Genomic DNA, 17,740 nt, shown 5'->3' on the forward strand with positions numbered 1-17,740 from the left:
TCGTAATCTTAAAAAATAATAAAAGCTATGGGAGACCATAGCTTTGAGGAATAGCAAAAAACACTCTCAATGCTATCAACCTCCTCTTACCACGCTTACGAGGTTAGCTGACGGGTTCGGGTTGAAGAGTGTAACCCTACCCCTCCGGCTGCATTGAGCCGAAGGCGATTCACCCCAGAAATTGGGTCCCCCGCTTCTTTAGAAATAAAGAATTAAGCGTTCAAGATTGAAAGCAAATATCATTTTGTATTAGTATTATACTATAGAAACATTACTGTCGTCAACTATTTATTGTATAAATTTTAAACAATTTGAAAATATTTTTCTAAAATCATTGCACAAAATTTAGACATTAATTTGACATATAACAGTTCTTTAAAAAACGACTTTAAAAATTCTTTATTGATTATAGAGATGTAGAACAAAAGAAACAAAATTAATTAGTAATTGGTATTTGTTTTGCATGTATTTTGTCACATATCAATTTTTAGGAGGCTACAATGGATCTTATAATTGCAAATGCAAGGGTAGTGGATTTTGATAAAGGAAAACTTGTAGAAAAAGATATTGGAATAAAAGGGGGAAAAATATATTCAATTTCGAATGTGGCAATATCCGGGAAAAATGTGATAGATGCCGGGGGCCGTATACTTTCACCGGGTTTTATAGATATTCACAATCACACCGATTACAATTTCAACGTTCGGGGACCGGATGCTTTCGAAACCGCAAAGCATCTCCTGCTGATGGGAGTGACTACTGCCGTGGGGGGTAACTGCGGCAGCGGTAGGGTGGATATAAAAACATATTTCGATTTTATCACTAAAAACGGAGCTCCAAATCATTACATGGGTTTTGTAGGTCTTAGGGCCCTGAGGGAAAGTGCGGGAAATGAGGATGTATACAGCCCCTCTTCCGATAAACAGATAGAAAAAATGAGGCAACTGGCCTATTCCGCTTTGAAAAGTGGGGCTGTGGGCATATCCCTTGGCCTCGAGTACACACCGGGGGCAGATCTCGAGGAAGTAATCAAGGTTTGTAAGGTTCTAAAACAGTTTCCCGGTAAGCTGGTGAGTTCCCACGTGAGATATGACGCCGATAGAGCCCTGGAAGGTATTAGAGAGATGCTGGATTTGGGGCGCAGTACCGGTATTCCTGTACAGATTTCCCATATAAACAGTTGCGCGTGTTTCGGATTTGCCCGAGAGGCTCTGGAAATGATGGATAAAGCCGCCCGAGAGGGAACGGATATAACGGCGGATGCCTATCCTTACAACGCCTTCAGCACTTCTGCAGGGTCTGCGGTGTTTGACGAGGGTTGCGTAAACAGGTGGAATGTGGATTATGACAGCATCCTGATTGCCGGAGGTCAGCACAGGGGAAAAAGATGCGATAAAAAGCTTTTAGAATATGTTAGGAAGACAGAACCCGAAGTGCCGCTGATTGCCTTTGTGATGAACGAACAGGAAGTGGATATGGTTCTGAACCACCCAGGAATTATGGTAGGCAGTGATGGCAACATAAACCGAGGCTGCGGCCATCCCAGAGCTTCCGGGACCTTCCCGAGGGTCATCCATCGATATACCGTCAGCAAAACCGAAGAAGATTTAATCTTTATGCTGAAAAAGATGACAAAATACCCCGCTCAAAGGTTGGGTCTGAACCAAAAGGGCGAGATTGCCGAGGGAAAGGATGCGGACCTGGTCGTCTTTGACTGGAACAGCATAAAAGACCGGGCGGATTTTGAGAATCCCACCCTGGCTCCTTCCGGGATAGAATACGTCCTGATAGACGGCCGGATTGCCGTAGAAGGAGGAAAGATAAAAGCTGCCAATCTTGGTAAAGTTTTATAATTTTTTCTTTTCTAAAAGAGGAATTTTTACGGATAATGTCTAAGTATTTAAATAATCGGCAGCTATAAAAGACTTCAGGTTGATTAATGTAAAAAATCAAATTTGAATTATGATTTCAGAATAATTTGATGCTGTAATCGATATTTGGAGGTAAACCGATTTGAGTGAAAATATTTTGGAGGTAAAGAATCTAAAAACCTATTTTTACACCGAAGAAGCTGTGGTGCCGGCTGTGGACGGTGTGAGCTTCTCCATTGCCAAAGGTGAAACTCTCGGCATCGTTGGTGAATCGGGTTCCGGAAAGAGCGTAACGGCGCTTTCTATAATGCGCCTTTTGCCGGAACCACCGGCCAAAATAATCGGCGGCCAGGTTCTTTTTAAGGGTGAAGATCTGGTATCAAAAACCAATGATCAGATGCGGAGGGTACGCGGAAATTCCATCTCCATGATTTTTCAAGAACCCATGACTTCTCTCAATCCGGTATATACCATAGGACGCCAGATTTCCGAGGCCATTATGCTCCACCAAAAGGTAGGAAAAAAAGATGCCATGAAAAAGGCCGTGGAAATGCTGAAACTGGTAAAAATCCCTTTGCCCGAAAAAAGGATAAGCGATTATCCCCACCAGATGAGCGGAGGCATGAGGCAGAGAGTAATGATAGCCATGGCCCTCTCCTGCGTTCCTGAACTTCTGATAGCCGATGAGCCCACCACGGCCCTGGACGTCACCATTCAGGCTCAAATTCTGGCCTTGATAAAGGAGTTAAAGGAACGCCTGGGCACCTCGGTCATACTTATAACCCATGATCTGGGAGTGGTGGCGGAAGTGGCGGAAAAGGTAATGGTCATGTACTGCGGCCGGGCGGTGGAGTATGCCGATGTAGCCACATTGTATGAAAGCCCCAGACACCCCTATACGGTGGGTTTGTTGAATTCCATCCCTAAAATCAAAGGCCCGAAGCAGAAACTAAAGGCCATTCCCGGGGTTGTGCCTCAGCCTCAGGATATAACCGCCGGATGCAGATTCCAAACCCGCTGTACCTACGTAAAAGACAGGTGTTTAACCGATGAACCCCCTCTTTTCAACGTGGGCCAGAGCCTGGTGAGATGCTGGAACTATCAACAATGAGGGAGGATATCTTATGCCGGAAAAGCTGCTGGAAGTAATGGAGTTAAAAAAATATTTTCCCGTAAAAAGTTTCTTGTCGAGGTCCAGGGAATATGTCAAGGCTGTAGACGGAATAGACTTTTATATAAGGAAAGGTGAAACACTGGGGCTTGTAGGGGAAAGCGGGTGCGGCAAATCCACCACCGGCAGGACGATAGTTCGATTGCTGGAGCCTACCGGAGGAAAAGTCATCTTTGAGGGTGAAGATATAATAACCTATGACAGAAAAAAACTAAAGAATGTATGGAATAAAATACAACTCATATTTCAGGACCCCTTTGCTTCTCTCAATCCCCGTTTGACCGTGGGGGATGCCCTGGAAGAAGTGCTTTACGTACACAACGTAAAAGATCATGGAGAAAGATATAAAAAAGCGGTGGAACTCCTGGAAATGGTGGGATTAAGCAGCAATTACTTGACCCGATTTCCCCATGAGTTCAGCGGTGGCCAGAGACAGAGAATCGTAATAGCCCGGGCCCTGGCGGTAAACCCCAAATTGGTCATCTGTGACGAACCCGTATCAGCCCTGGATGTTTCTATACAGGCCCAGGTAATCAATTTGCTGGAAGAACTTCAGAAGGAATTGAACCTGACTTACCTTTTTATTTCCCACGACCTTAGAGTAGTCAAGCATATAAGTAATCGCATAGCCGTGATGTACCTCGGTAAAATAGTAGAAACGGCTCCCTCTGATGAAATTTTTAACAATCCTGCCCATCCTTACTCGCATGCACTTATATCGGCTATCCCAACAGCAGATCTTGATACAAGCGGAGAAAAAATCTTACTGGAAGGCGATGTTCCCAGTCCTGTTAACCCTCCAACCGGATGTAGATTCCATACACGATGCAATTATAAAAAGATATTTGTTCTCAAATAGAACCAGAACAAAAAGATTTGGGAGGTGAACATTATGTAGCATGCCATCTTTATTAAATTTATCGGGAATAAAATGAAAAAAGGAGGATGTAAATTATGAAATGGTGGTGTATAAAGAAAGCTTATTTGATTTTGGTGCTGCTTTTGATACTCACCGTCAGCCTGGCAGGTTGTGCCAAACCCCCACAAAATTCTGAATCTTCTGCCCAGCAGGCCCAGAAAGAGGACCTGCAGAAACAGCAACCTGAAAAGGAAAAAGTTCTAGTATTGGGGTACGATAGAGACGCGGAGATCCTCGATACCATCAAGACTGCATGGTATTCCGATGCGCTGATATACATCTATGACCGTCTAGTAAGCAGAGACTACGATTTCAAATATAAACCGGGTCTTGCGGAAAGTTGGGAAACTTCGGAAGACGGTCTTACCTGGACATTCCATTTGAGAAAAGATGTGAAATTCCATGACGGTAAGCCCTTTAAAGCCGAAGACGTAAAGTGGACCATTGATACCATCAAAAATCCCGATACCGGTTCACCGTTCAGAGGGGATCTTGAGGCTATAAAGGAAGTGATAGTCAAGGATGACTATACCGTGGATATAGTATTAAATTATCCCTTCCCCAATCTTCTGTTTAACCTGTCAAATACTGCTGCAGGCATACAGGAAAAGGATGTATATACAAAATACGATGACGACTACGGCACCAAGGTTGTTATAGGCACCGGACCATACAAATTCAAAGAGTGGATTAAGGGAGATAGAATTGTGTTGGAAAAAAATCCAGATTACAATTGGGGACCTGAATGGATGTCAAACAGAGGTCCGGCTTTGATAGATAAAATTGTGCTCAGGGTAATTCCCGATGAAAACGCGCGCATGATGGAATTGGAGACAGGCGGGATTCACATATTAAGAGATGTGCCTGAAACCTATCTAGAAAGGCTGGAAAAAGTTCCTGAAATTACCATTTACAAAGGTCCCGCCACAAAACTGGGTTATCTGGCTTATCCCACCGATAAAAAGCCCTTTACCGACGTAAGGGTGCGGAGGGCCATCAACTATGCGATAAATAGAGATGACATAATCCAGTATGTCTTCAGGGGTATAGGACAGACGGCCTACGGTTATCTGCCTCCGGCCTTGAAAGATGAATACCTGGAAGAAAGCAAAGATCTGGCCTATAAATACGATCCGGAAAAGGCAAAACAGCTCTTAGCAGAAGCAGGTTATCCCAACGGGCTCAAACTTACGCTATCTGCCGACAACTCCTCCAAAAGCACTAAGCTGGCTCAGGTGTTGCAGAATCAGTTAAAGCAGGTCGGGATTGAAACCGATATAAGGCTTTATGACAGCAGCAGTTATACGGCCATGTTGAAGGAAGGCAAGCAGGAACTCTTTTTAAGGGAGTACAGCTGGCCCAATGCAGATATCCTGGATTGGTTCTTGCTATCCAGCCAGTTCCCCTATCCCAACCACTCCCGCTGGAAGGATAAAACTACCGATGAGTTGATAAAAAAGGCCTCCCGGATGCCCACCTGGGAAGAAAGAGCTCAGGGCTATAAAGACGTCCAGAAATATTTGATAGAACAGGCGGTATGGTGCCCGATTTATGTTCCCGAAAAAATCTTTGCAGTGAGAAAAGAAGTGCTCAACTTCAAATTCCATCCGTGGATGCTCATGTTTAACGACGGGTTCGATCTGAAAGTAGAATAGAAGAAACTTGCTAACCTGAAACATGCAACTTTCTCCGGGTTACCGGGGAAAGTTGCATATCACCTGAGGAGAGTGGAAGATTTGCTAAGGTATTTTATAAAAAGATTGCTTCTAATGATTCCTGTAATTTTGGGCATGACCATCATAGTATTTTTAATCCTTCATCTGTCTCCCGGCGACCCCGTAGATCTCATCGTAGGACCAAATGTCACGCCGGAGGTTTATGCCAGCATTCGGCAAAAATACGGCCTCGACCAACCTCTGATTGTGCAATATATAAAATTCCTTTCCAATGTGGCAAGAGGCGATCTTGGGACATCCATATTGCAACAAAGGCCCGTTTCGGAACTAATACTGCAAAGATTCCCCATAACCCTGGAACTGGGGTTGACGGGTTTGGTTCTGTCCTTCCTTATAGCCATACCTGTCGGGGTGTCTGCGGCAGTAAAGAGAAACACCATCATGGATTACTCCTGCATGACGGGAGCCATGCTGGGTATGTCGCTCCCCACATTCTGGTTTGGATTATTATTGTTATATTTTTTCGCATATAAATTGAGGTGGTTTCCTATTTCGGGGTACGGCACGTGGCGGCATCTTGTACTACCCGGTTTTGCCATAGGCCTGACGGATGCGGCCATTACTGCCAGAATGGTAAGATCCAGCATGCTAGAGGTATTGAGGCAAGATTATATCAGGACTGCCAGAAGCAAGGGGTTGGCCGAGATGGTGGTTACTTACCAGCATGCATTGAAAAACGCCATGATTCCTATTATTACCTTGCTGGGCCTCAGGGTTGGGTGGATAATAGGAGGATCTGTAATGCTGGAAATAGTTTTCAGCAGGCCGGGCCTCGGGCGCCTTATGGTGGATTCCATACTGGCCCGGGATTATCCGGTGGTCCAGGGCGCCATGATAGTGCTGACCACATCCATTATCCTTGGAAATATCCTGGCAGACCTCCTCTATGCCGTATTCGATCCCAGAATAAGATATAACTAGAATAAAGTGCAAAAAAGGTGATATTGATGATAGAAATTTCAAGACAGACCCAGACCCAACAAAAGTCAAAGAGCAATTTTTCGGATTTTACAAGAAGGCTGTTTAAAAACAGGGCCGCCATATTCGGGGCATCGATTATTCTTTTGTTGATACTTTGTGCCATTCTGGCTCCGGTGATAGCACCCTATAGCTATGATTATCAGGACCTGCCAAATATGTTAAAACCCCCGAGTAAGCAATTTATATTTGGGACCGACGAATTCGGAAGGGATATTTTCAGTCGTATCGTATATGGTTCCAGGATTTCTCTGGAAGTAGGTTTTGTGGCGGTGGGATTGTCCCTTATTATCGGCACCACTCTGGGAGCCCTGGCGGGCTATTACGGAGGTTGTGTGGATTACGTAATATCCGCTATAACCGATATAGCCTGGGCCTTCCCTACCACACTGCTGGCCATCGCCTTCGTAGCAGCCCTGGGACCGAGCCTGGTAAATGTAATGATTGCAGTAGCGCTGGTGAGCTGGTCGGGATACTGCCGTCTGGTGCGGGGTCAATTTTTGTCTCTCCGGGAAAGGGAATTCGTAGAAGCAGCCCATTTGCTGGGAATGAGCGACATAAGAATCATATTTAAACACATTCTGCCCAATTCCCTGGCACCGATTATCGTCATGGCAACCCTGGAATTTCCCAAGGCTATCATAGTGGAATCCTCCCTCAGCTTTTTGGGCCTTGGCGCCCAGCCGCCTACACCAAGCTGGGGTTCCATTTTAAGCAACGGCAAAGCCCTTATCGCCGAAGCCCCATGGATCTCCATTTTTCCCGGTATTATGATAATGATAGTAGTGCTGGGGTTTAATCTCTTCGGCGATGCCCTGAGGGATGTGCTGGATCCTAGATTAAAGGAATGAGGGGTAAAAATGCTGGATTTGCTCATAAAAAACGGTCAAATCATCGACGGTTCCGGAAGAAAGGCCTTTGTATCGGATATAGGAATAAAGGGGGACCGCATATACATCATATCCCCCCGAATCAACCTTGAAACCCGGGAATGTATTGACGCCCGGGGTTATGTGGTATGTCCAGGATTTATTGATATACATTCCCATTCAGATTTTACCCTTCTGCAGAACCCAAATGGTGAAAGTAAAGTCCGACAGGGGATAACCACCGAAGTGGTTGGAAACTGCGGATTTACCGCGGCACCGGTAAATCCGGCTCACTTTGACGATCTCATGTACTACCTGGTGAATACAGTGATCCTCAGCGATGACCGGAAAAAAAGCTGGAAGTGGAGTACCCAGGCGGATTTTGTAGAACAAATAGGGGAAAAAGGTTCGTCCATGAATATAGCCTCCCTGGTGGGTCACGGTACCATTAGAATCGCCGTCATGGGCTTTGAAAAACGAGACCCCAGTGCCGGTGAACTTCAAAAGATGCTTCACATGTTACAGGCCGAGATGGACAGGGGGCTATTCGGCATGTCAACGGGGCTTGCCTACGAGCCCGGCAGTTTTGCCACAACCCGGGAACTGGTGGAAATGTCCCGGCTAATCAAGGACTTCGGCGGCATTTATGCCACCCATATGAAAAGCGAAGGCAAATACCTTCTGGAATGCATTTCCCAGGCCATTGAAATTGCCCGGATGTCGGGGGTGTCGGTGGAGATATCCCATTTTAAAGCCGAGGGTCCCGGAAACTGGGGTAAGGTGGTGGAAGGATTAAAACTCATAGATGAAGCACGAAAAGATGGACTGGAGGTAGGATTTGACCAGTACCCTTATACGGCCTTTGGCAGCGGGCTTCTTGACCTGGTCCCCCCATGGGTGAGGCAGCAAGGCCCAGGCAAAATGATTGAGTTACTGCAAAATCAGGATCACCGGGCAAGGGCAATCCATGATATGATGGAACCCAGTGACATATGGGAAAACCCCATGGAAGGCAACACCTGGGATAAGGTTGTCATAGCTTCGGTGGGCACCGACAAAAACAAGAACTGCGAGGGCAAAGATATAGGACAAATATCTCAAGAAATGGGCTGTTTCTCCTTATGAAACGGTAATGCGCCTTCTGGTAGAAGAGAGGGCGTCAGTTAAAATGATATTGTTCGGCATGTGCGAACAGGACCTGGAAACGGTCATGAAACACCCCAATACTATTTTTTGTACCGATGGCAGGGCGGTGGCACCTTACGGAGAGCTGGCCCGTGGAAAGATACATCCAAGGTATTATGGGACATATCCCAGGATTTTAGGCAGATATGTAAGGCAAAAAAACATCATTCCCCTGGAAGAGGCCATAAAAAAGATGACTTACCTGCCGGCCTCAAAAATTAAAATTAAAAGACCGGGGACTAATTCAAAAGGGGTATTTCGCTGACATTACCATTTTTGATAGAACGAAATAATTGATCTGGCCACATTCCGGGAACCCCACAGGTATCCCCTGGGTATAAAACATGTCATAGTAAATGGAAAACTGGTGGTTTCGGGAGGTGAACACACTGGTAAGTTGCCCGGCAGGATATTGAGGCGATGATTTGACATGACATCCAGGCATCTCCCAAAACAGGAGTAGCCGTTGATGAAAGTGAGTTCATATTTTTAAATTCCTTCAAACACCGGCCCTAAATTAATCACAAGGTCCGGGAAAATCGATACTTTAATTTTATCCTTTTCACTATATAGTTCCGGCCTGCCTTCCACTATATCCCTCAATCCATAAGTTGAGCATTATAACATTTCAGTTTTATTTAAAGATGATTCATATCTAATAAGTCTTCTGACTTTGCAACAATAGTCGTACAGACCATATCTCCCCACACATTTATTGCCGTACCGGTTACATCAAGGTAAGCAAAAATTGCTGCAATCCATGCTACGATTTGTGTGGGAAGATTAAATGCCTGAATTAATATAGTTGCAATTGCTAATCCCCCACCGGGCACTCCGGCACAACCGATGGAAAAAAGAACGCCAAGAAACACAAATTGCAGCAAGTCTATAATAGTAGGGTTTGTTCCAACAGCATACATCCCTAACATTATATATAACGGTATTTCTATTGCCATTGAATCCATATTAAAGGTAACGCCAAGTGGTATACCAAAGTTAGACAGTTCATCCGAAACTCCAACTTCTTTCATACAGCGCAGAGTTACCGGCAACGTAGCAGCACTACTGCATGTAGTAAAAGCTGTAATCAATGCAGGAAAAATTTTTTTAGTAAAAGTAAATACATTAAGTCTTGTAATTAACCAAAAAACAATAAAGTACATCAACGTAATATGAATAACAAATCCTATTGTATATGCAGTAATAAAACGAAACATTTCAGATACAAGCGTACTCTTGAATGTAGAAATGGAAACAGCCATTAAAGCAAAAACACCTATTGGAGCATAATACATAATATATTTAGCAATAGTAACAAATAAAGTCATTCCTGCATTTAAAATATCTTTGAGAACAGTTTTATCTTTTCCATTTTCAAGCAGTACAATAATTAAACCAGATATTACAGCAAATATTACAATTTGGATTACATTACCTTCAGTTATTGCACCCAATGCATTGCTAGGTATCCAATCGAGAAAAGTATTAACCGTCAATTTATTTATTTGCTCTATTTTTTGTCCTTCAATGACAAGACCGGTCCCCGGTTTCCAAATAAAGCCAGCTAGAATTCCAATGAAGGTTCCTATTAATGTTGTTAAAACAAACCAACCTACAACTTTACCTGCCCATTTTTTTAATTTTCTTACATCTGAAATATTAGCAAAAGAAGAAGCTATTGAAAAAAAAACCAGGCCAGGAACTATCATAAATAAAAGTCTAACAAACAAATCCCCTAAGGGTTTTATTATCATTACCCGATTACCGCCTATGAATCCTGCTGCTATACCTAATATCGAAGCTATCAATAATATTTGGGCAAAACTAAGTTTTTTAGTCATGCATTAACCTCCTCGAAAAATAATTGATTTATTGCACAAGAAATTCTTCAATTCCTCGCAATAATGCCATAATGTTAACCAAACGCGCATTTTTGCCCATGTGACCGATCCTAACAACCCTTCCTTTCAGCTTTCCAAGGCCATTAGCAATCAGTATATCGTATTTATTTTTCAGGTGGTTTATAAGATTAATGGTTCCTATCTCCTCCGGAATTTCCACAACAGTTATTGCCGGTGTCGCCTCGGCTTCTTTGCAGAATATATTTAACCCTAGCTCTTTTAAGCCCATTCTCAGCATTGATGCAATATCGTTGTGTCTTTTGTATCTTTGTGCAATTCCTTCTTCTTTTATCGCTTTGAGACATTTATTTAATGAAAAAACCAGATTAACCGCCATGGTTATGCTGTATGGTTGAAAGCTTGCCTGTTCACGCCGGAATTTATCCCAGATGGAAAGACTGGCGTACCAACCCGGTATGGGCTTTTTTCTCTTTCTTATAAAATCTAGACCTTTTTCGCTTGCAGCTACTATAGCAAGGCCTGGTGGTGCACCGATACCTTTTTGAGAGGCTGTTGCACATAAATCTATGCCATCGCTTTCCATGTCTATTGGGACGATTCCGGCGGAAGACACAGCATCCACTGCAAATATAATGCCGCGTTTTTTAGTTATACGTCCTATCTCCTCTATGGGATTTAAAACTCCTGTACTTGTTTCACTATGTACCAGGGCCAGTGACTTTACAGTGGGATTTTTTGTAAGAAATTCGTCCACTTGTTCGGGTGTAACAATTTTTCCCCATTCTATCTCTAATACTTTAGGCTTTATGCCATACGTATCTAATATCTCAATCATTCTATGGGAAAAGTTGCCATTATCTACAATACCAATTTCATCATTTCTTTCGCCAAGAGCCAGGACCATACTTTCTAATGCAAGATGACCGGAACCGTTTACAATAAAAACATCCCCTGCCACATTTAATAATTCTTTTACCAAATCACAAGTTTGATTGTAGAAGTTTGTCCATTCGGTTCCATAATGGCATACCACCTGCCTGCTCATTTCTAACAAAACATCTTGTTCCACATCACATGGACCAGGTATCATCAGTATCTTTTCCAACGATGGCTCCTCCCTTTTATAACGCCAAGCATTATGCCAGAACCCTGTTTGAGCTTTTATTTTTCTTCCCCGCATCCGGTAAGCAGGGGAACCGGATATTTGCTTGCAAAATCAATAAATACATACACTCAAGCGTTCTACTTAAATTTCCTTGATTTTTCAACAAGCCTATAGTATGATTAATTCGGGCAGTGAAACGATTGAATTTTGGTTTTAAATGATCTGTCCTTGTCCAATAAGAAAGAGTTATTTTGTATGTCCAATAATTAGTAATTTGATTATTTAATTTTGGTCCCCCTTCCTTTTTATGGTCAATAAAATAATATTAAATTAAATAAACCACTTAAAACCCCCTTTCAAATACTTATTGTATGCTAATAGCTAACCTTTATCAATGTTTCTTATTGCCGTTTATTTGAATTTAGATTCTCTTTTTTCATTATATCTGTTTATTTCTTGGATTTTGTTACATTTTTGTATTAAACTTATTCGTTAACTAATAGCTTGCATAGGTGATTATTATTATGAATATTGGAGAACGTATAAAGAATTTGAGGTTGAATAAAAACTTTAAGGCAACACAATTTGCTGAAAATGTCGGCATCTCGAGGGTTTACTTAAATGAGATAGAACGCGGTATTAAAATCCCTACAATAGAGACCCTTCAAAAAATATGTGATGCACTTGGTATTACTTTTTCTGAATTTTTTTCGACCGGTGAAGACACCATCAACCCCGAATACCTGGAACTTGTAGATAACGCCAAAGTTCTTACACATAAACAATTAAAAATTCTCAATGAATTTCTAAAAGCTCTCAAAGAGAAAAACGACAATGAATAAAAGACTACAGTTATACTTTTCTTTAAAGAACCACGCTTTTCATTAATTATCTCCTTTTTTCTTGATTTTTTAATCTCGCTATAGTATTATATATATCCTATAGCATATTTTTGAGATATAACCATGAAAATTGGTCATCGAATAAATGAATTTTTGAAAACAATCAGATGAAATTTAGCATTTTCTTGGAATATATAAGACCTACATATTAAAATGAGGCCGAAAAAAACAATAAGAAAAGCTGCAGTCTTATAACTGCAGCGCAGACTGTCGACAAAGTAGCTGTCGACAGTCTTTTTTGTAAAAAGGGTATAAAAATGATCATTTTTATAGTAAAATTAAAGAAATAAAAACATACGGTGGGGCGATGAAATGTTAACGAAGAAAAGACGAGAAATAATAGAGCAGATAGAATTAGTAAGCATTGATAGCTTAGTACCTAAAGACCATCTCCTCAGGACAATAGAAGAAAGCATCAACTTTAACTTCATATATAACGAAGTAAAAGACCTATACAGCGAAAATACAGGCAGACCCAGCATTGATCCAGTGGTATTAATAAAACTGCTCATGCTCCAAGCACTGTATGGAATCCGCTCTATGCGCCAAACCATCAAAGAAGCAGAAGTCAATATGGCTTACCGCTGGTTTCTAGGATATGGGCTCCAAGAAAAAATACCTCACTTCTCGACTTTTGGAAAAAACTATGAACGGCGGTTTAAAGAAAGCGATCTATTTGAAAAGATATTCGAACGAATATTAAAAGAAGCCATAGAGTGCGGGTTTATCAAAGAAGACGCGGTATTTATCGATGCCACCCACATAAAAGCCAGTGCCAATAAGAATAAATACATAGAGAAAGTTGCAAAAAAGCAGGTACAAAAATACAAGAAAGAACTTTTAAAAGAAATCAACGCCGAAAGAGAAGCCAACGGCAAAGAACCGTTTGAAGAAGATGACGATGAAGCTAGCGGCGATGCCGAAGGAGGAAACAGCTCCACCAACGGAAAACGAGTAAAGATAAGCACCACCGATCCTGAAAGCGGCATATTCCAAAAAGGAGAAAAAGAGCGCTGCTTTGCCTACACGGCTTCTGTAGCCTGCGACCGCAACAACTTCATCCTTGGCTTCAAAATAGCACCTGGAAATGTACACGACAGCCAGGTATTCTCCGATCTTTTTCAAGAAGTAAACGATAAATTTCCCGAAATAAAAGCAGTAGTGGTTGATGCAGGCTACAAGACCCCCGGCATATGCAGAGAAATCATTGAAGCGGAAATACTTCCTGTCATGCCATATAAAGGCCAATGACCAAAGATGGCTACTTTAAAAAGAGAGAATACGTATATGACGAATATTATGACTGCTACATATGCCCTAACAACCAAGTATTAAAATACAGCACCACCAACCGGTCAGGATACCGGGAATACAAGAGCGATCCACAAATATGCCGGGAATGCCCCATGCGTTTGAGATGCACACAGAGCAAAAACTACACGAAAGTGGTAACCCGGCACATATGGGAGCACTATGTGGAAATAGCAGAAGATATAAGGCACACCGAATTAGGCAAAGAATTATACAAGATGCGCTGCCAGACCATCGAGCGGGTATTTGCCGATGCCAAAGAAAAGCATGGTATGCGTTATACGAATCTAAGAGGCTTGAGCAAAGTAGGACATTATCTCACGCTTCTTTTCGCATGCATGAATTTAAAAAAGCTGGCCATGTGGAAGAGAAAACGTGGGATGTTTCCACCGGCAGCCCCTGCTTTGCATTCATTTTTCTTTATGATTTTAAAATTTTTTGCTTCAAATAAAAAACCGCTTTTAGGTTGTGCGTTCTAAAAGCGGTTTTTGTCTACAAGCTGAGCTGCAGTCTTATAACTGCAGCGCATTTTTACACAAAACTTTAGACATTCTCGTTGGATTTGGTGCTCAAGCACCTTAAAATTACTTTAAATCTTCTTCTCCTAACCTCTTGACTGATGATTGTTTTGCCTTTTTCAATTCCTCTTTTGTATATCTCGGGATCGATTATCATCTTCGCCATTTCATTCACCTCCTGCTCCATATCCCTGACTTCTTCTCTAAAAAGCTGTAGGGTTTCCGTAGCTTAACTTCAAATCGGATCAATCCCGAGAGCATTTAAAAGGCTATTTATTTCTTCAATAATACCTTCCATTCTACTTTGAAACCCTCCAGAACCATATTTTTTAACATAATCAATAACATGCTTTATTTGATCGACAGTTAATACTAATTCATTACCATGGATACCATGTTGTAGGTTTCTTAAAAGACTTTGAAAACCACCGGAGCCAGCTACAGGAGTTAAAAGTTTCTCTTTATCTCTTTCTGAAAGTTCAATTATTAGACGCAATAAAGTTCCCCCCTTTATTCACTGTAATAATACTTTAATATAATCTATGAAGTAAAATATTTTATTATAACGTTTTTTTGTTGCACATAAGTGGGATGTCCGGCGCGAATCCTTTTGATAAGATAGTCCAGCCTTCGAAAAAAAGCATTGATCCTGGCGATTAAAGCCGTGGGCTTAACGGGCTTTTTCACATAATCGTCGGCACCTATTTCAAACCCGTGGACTTCGTCGAAATCTTCGCTTCTCGCGGTCAGCATAATAATCGGCACCTGCGACACCTTCCTTATCTCCCTGCATACTGTCCAGCCGTCAAACTCGGGAAGCATGACGTCAAGGAGAATACAACCGGCGGCGCCGTACTGGCGGATAGCAGCACTACCGCCACTTCCGGCATTCAGAGACCGGCGATGGATGTGGCGGGCAAAATGATGCCCGGCAGGATGGGCGGCCTGATGAAAATGGGCATGTTCGGGCCTGCACAGGTCGGTGATAAGATCGATTTCAAAAACAACATGGAAGATATCACAAAAGCTCTTGTGGAGCAGGGTATCATCACACAGGAAATTGCAGATAAAATGACGGCCTATATGGAAGAAAAAGCTGCCGAAAGAAAGCCGAAATGGAAAAAGTCCAAAATATGACGGAAGAAGAGTGCAAGGCGTACTTTGAAAACAAGAATACTATTCTAGCTATGTTAGGATCAGCATTTTTTTGTATCTTACTTTCTTCTTCTATAAGGATTTTTTATGGGTCTTCTACCTTTACTCTTATTATATCGGTTTTATAGGTTTTAGATCCAGCATCAATTTTGCCTATATCAGAAGTATCTATATCTCCCCAGCATTTAATAGCTGTATTTATAGTCCTTTTATATTGCTCGTACAACCTGGCATCATATATCATAAATCTGACTATATCATCTAAAGCTATGTTGACTGATATTCAAGGTGCAGCAAGGTATCATTCTGAAGTCTGAATATGTAATCTTCATTAATCCTTCTTGCTTCAATGTATGGTAATTCTGTAGGCATCACTTCTGCTATAGGAGCTGTATGGAGTCCAAGAAAATCAAGCATTTTACCCTGTAATGTTTGAGTGGTGTCACCGCCGATGTAAATTTTTCAGGAGCAACGAAAAGGAATTGACCCACCCCCTGGCGAACGGGAAGGTGATAGCGACCCATGAAAAGCGTTTCCGTTCAAGAACTACAGTTTATGCCAAAAATCAGTATGCCGGCCCCCAAATACCAGTGCTTAATTTTAAAAAAGCCAGGGTGGGTCAATTTAAAACCGTTGATAATGGGTCATTTTAATCCGCTGTTGACTATCAAATGCTCAGAAATTAATAGGGTTCTAGACAAAATCTGCCAGCAACAGACCCAGGGGGGGCCATGTCGCTGGCATTTAATGATTCGGATGTAAAAACTATTTTCTCTGCCGGGAGATGACCAAAAGCACCGTTTTAGTGAAGCCGTCGCCGCTCTTAAGTTTAGAACCAGCGTAGTGTAGGCAGCTGGCACGGATTCCCGCTGGCCGGCATTGAGGCAGGACGCCGAATTACCGGCGAATCTCCACAAAGCGCAGGGCTAAACTATAGAGCGGCATGCTGAGCGGAGGTGCCGGGCCATCTCTCGGCAGGAGGGCGACTTTTTACATCGAAATCTTCAATTGCTTCAACTTATCAACCGCTATACAGCGACAGCAAAACTCCTGCCACTATGGCAGTCCCTATAACCCCCGCCACATTGGGACCCATGGCGTGCATCAGTATGAAGTTGCCGGGCTTATCTTTCTGGGCTACAACCTGGGAAACCCGGGCAGCCATAGGCACTGCCGAAACTCCGGCAGAACCGATCAAGGGGTTTACTTTCCCTCCGGATAATACATACATGAGTTTTCCCAGAAGCACTCCGCCTGCCGTCCCCATGGCAAAGGCTGCAAGACCTAAGAGCAGTATTTCAATGGTTTGTATTCTCAGGAAGTTTTCGGCACTGGCTGTAGCTCCGACGGTGGTGCCCAGGAATATGGTGATGATGTTGATAAGCTCATTCTGGGCAGTCTTTGAGAGTCTCTCAACGACTCCGCATTCTCTAAAGAGATTTCCCAGCATGAGGCAGCCTATTAGTGCGGTAGCCGGCGGGACCAGGAAGCTGGCAAGAATTGTAACTATTATGGGGAATATTATCTTTTCGGTTTTGGAAACGGGTCTTAATTGTTCCATGGTTACCATGCGCTCTTTTTTGGTGGTTAAAAGGCGCATGATGGGAGGCTGTATTATGGGTACCAGGGCCATGTATGAATATGCCGATACGGCTATGGCTCCCAGCAGGTGGGGGGCAAGTTTGCTTGAAAGGAATATGGCGGTAGGGCCATCGGCTCCGCCTATTATTCCTATGGATGCTGCCTCTTTGAAGTTAAACCCCAATAGTGTTGCTCCCAGGAATGTGGTAAATACGCCAAACTGGGCGGCGGCTCCAAGAAGCAGGCTCTTGGGGTAGGCGATGAGGGGGCCGAAATCGGTCATGGCACCTACTCCCAAAAAGATGAGGGGTGGGTAAATATCAAGTTCTACGCCCTGGTATATCCAGTACAGAAATCCTCCTTTTTGCATGAGGTTGGCCAGAGGGATGTTGGCCAGGAGCATGCCGAAGCTTATGGGCACCAGAAGCAGCGGTTCATATTTTTTTACTATGGCAAGGTAAAGCAGGATACAGGATATTAATAGCATTATTGATTGTTGGATGGTTATATTTACAAATCCGGTGGTTTTAATGAAATTTATTATTTGGTCTAGCAAGGCTCTCCACTCCCGTTTAAT

Annotated in this window: 14 protein-coding genes, 4 pseudogenes and 1 riboswitch; of the genes and pseudogenes, 11 read left to right on the forward strand and 7 right to left on the reverse strand. The window is 42.7% G+C overall.

Annotated features, from left to right (window positions below; all coding sequences use genetic code 11):
* Positions 1 to 78: 78 nt before the first annotated feature.
* A riboswitch (cyclic di-AMP (ydaO/yuaA leader) is annotated at positions 79 to 229 on the reverse strand.
* A gap of 271 nt (positions 230 to 500) precedes the next feature.
* The 8 genes and pseudogenes from D2962_RS12980 to D2962_RS18135 all read left to right on the forward strand — a co-directional run bounded on the left by D2962_RS12980 (position 501) and on the right by D2962_RS18135 (position 8,994).
* Positions 501 to 1,853 (forward strand): N-acyl-D-amino-acid deacylase family protein, encoded by a 1,353-nt coding sequence (locus D2962_RS12980; protein ID WP_122015212.1) that lies wholly within the window; start codon positions 501 to 503, stop codon positions 1,851 to 1,853.
* Between the two features lie 160 nt (positions 1,854 to 2,013).
* Positions 2,014 to 2,982: an ABC transporter ATP-binding protein gene (locus tag D2962_RS12985; protein WP_120766430.1), complete on the forward strand. Its 969-nt coding sequence runs from the start codon at positions 2,014 to 2,016 to the stop codon at positions 2,980 to 2,982.
* A gap of 13 nt (positions 2,983 to 2,995) precedes the next feature.
* A pseudogene (locus tag D2962_RS12990) lies at positions 2,996 to 3,957 on the forward strand (ABC transporter ATP-binding protein).
* A 39-nt stretch (positions 3,958 to 3,996) separates the two neighbouring features.
* Complete coding sequence (locus D2962_RS12995) at positions 3,997 to 5,616, forward strand: ABC transporter substrate-binding protein (protein WP_122015213.1); 1,620 nt, start codon at positions 3,997 to 3,999, stop codon at positions 5,614 to 5,616.
* Positions 5,617 to 5,688: 72 nt separating this feature from the next.
* Complete coding sequence (locus D2962_RS13000; protein WP_342774503.1) at positions 5,689 to 6,618, forward strand: ABC transporter permease; 930 nt, start codon at positions 5,689 to 5,691, stop codon at positions 6,616 to 6,618.
* Positions 6,619 to 6,644: 26 nt separating this feature from the next.
* The gene (nikC, locus tag D2962_RS13005; protein WP_122015214.1) at positions 6,645 to 7,526 is read left to right on the forward strand and encodes a nickel transporter permease; all 882 of its coding nucleotides are present in this window, start codon (positions 6,645 to 6,647) and stop codon (positions 7,524 to 7,526) included.
* A 9-nt stretch (positions 7,527 to 7,535) separates the two neighbouring features.
* Complete coding sequence (locus D2962_RS13010) at positions 7,536 to 8,669, forward strand: N-acyl-D-amino-acid deacylase family protein (protein ID WP_222927539.1); 1,134 nt, start codon at positions 7,536 to 7,538, stop codon at positions 8,667 to 8,669.
* A gap of 43 nt (positions 8,670 to 8,712) precedes the next feature.
* A complete protein-coding gene (locus D2962_RS18135; protein WP_222927540.1) occupies positions 8,713 to 8,994 on the forward strand; it encodes a hypothetical protein in 282 nt (93 codons plus the stop codon).
* A gap of 224 nt (positions 8,995 to 9,218) precedes the next feature.
* Here the strand turns inward: D2962_RS18135 and D2962_RS19695 are convergent.
* The 3 genes and pseudogenes from D2962_RS19695 to D2962_RS13020 all read right to left on the reverse strand — a co-directional run.
* Positions 9,219 to 9,314, reverse strand: a pseudogene (locus tag D2962_RS19695) (Uma2 family endonuclease); the annotation flags it as partial.
* A gap of 53 nt (positions 9,315 to 9,367) precedes the next feature.
* Entirely contained in the window at positions 9,368 to 10,570 is a 1,203-nt protein-coding gene (locus D2962_RS13015; protein WP_122015215.1) for a dicarboxylate/amino acid:cation symporter, read from the reverse strand.
* Positions 10,571 to 10,598: 28 nt separating this feature from the next.
* Complete coding sequence (locus D2962_RS13020; protein ID WP_162991221.1) at positions 10,599 to 11,696, reverse strand: pyridoxal-phosphate-dependent aminotransferase family protein; 1,098 nt, start codon at positions 11,694 to 11,696, stop codon at positions 10,599 to 10,601.
* A 524-nt stretch (positions 11,697 to 12,220) separates the two neighbouring features.
* Here D2962_RS13020 and D2962_RS13025 point away from each other — a divergent pair.
* Positions 12,221 to 12,538: a helix-turn-helix domain-containing protein gene (locus D2962_RS13025; RefSeq protein ID WP_122015217.1), complete on the forward strand. Its 318-nt coding sequence runs from the start codon at positions 12,221 to 12,223 to the stop codon at positions 12,536 to 12,538.
* Positions 12,539 to 12,910: 372 nt separating this feature from the next.
* Positions 12,911 to 14,388: pseudogene (locus D2962_RS13030) on the forward strand (IS1182 family transposase).
* A 64-nt stretch (positions 14,389 to 14,452) separates the two neighbouring features.
* Here D2962_RS13030 and D2962_RS17635 read toward each other — a convergent pair.
* From D2962_RS17635 to D2962_RS13040, 3 genes and pseudogenes are all read right to left on the reverse strand, one after another.
* Entirely contained in the window at positions 14,453 to 14,593 is a 141-nt protein-coding gene (locus D2962_RS17635; protein ID WP_162991222.1) for a hypothetical protein, read from the reverse strand.
* 69 nt (positions 14,594 to 14,662) lie between these two features.
* Complete coding sequence (locus D2962_RS13035; RefSeq protein WP_122015218.1) at positions 14,663 to 14,923, reverse strand: hypothetical protein; 261 nt, start codon at positions 14,921 to 14,923, stop codon at positions 14,663 to 14,665.
* Between the two features lie 130 nt (positions 14,924 to 15,053).
* Positions 15,054 to 15,264 (reverse strand): annotated as a pseudogene (locus D2962_RS13040) (response regulator); the annotation flags it as partial.
* A gap of 66 nt (positions 15,265 to 15,330) precedes the next feature.
* Here D2962_RS13040 and D2962_RS13045 point away from each other — a divergent pair.
* Entirely contained in the window at positions 15,331 to 15,564 is a 234-nt protein-coding gene (locus D2962_RS13045; protein WP_122015219.1) for a hypothetical protein, read from the forward strand.
* A gap of 1,039 nt (positions 15,565 to 16,603) precedes the next feature.
* On the opposite strand, the gene D2962_RS13050 is transcribed toward D2962_RS13045, so the two are convergent.
* The gene (locus D2962_RS13050) at positions 16,604 to 17,719 is read right to left on the reverse strand and encodes a sodium ion-translocating decarboxylase subunit beta (protein WP_122015220.1); all 1,116 of its coding nucleotides are present in this window, start codon (positions 17,717 to 17,719) and stop codon (positions 16,604 to 16,606) included.
* Positions 17,720 to 17,740: the final 21 nt, after the last annotated feature.

It is taken from the genome of Biomaibacter acetigenes, from assembly GCF_003691585.1.
Lineage (GTDB): Bacteria > Bacillota > Thermosediminibacteria > Thermosediminibacterales > Tepidanaerobacteraceae > Biomaibacter > Biomaibacter acetigenes.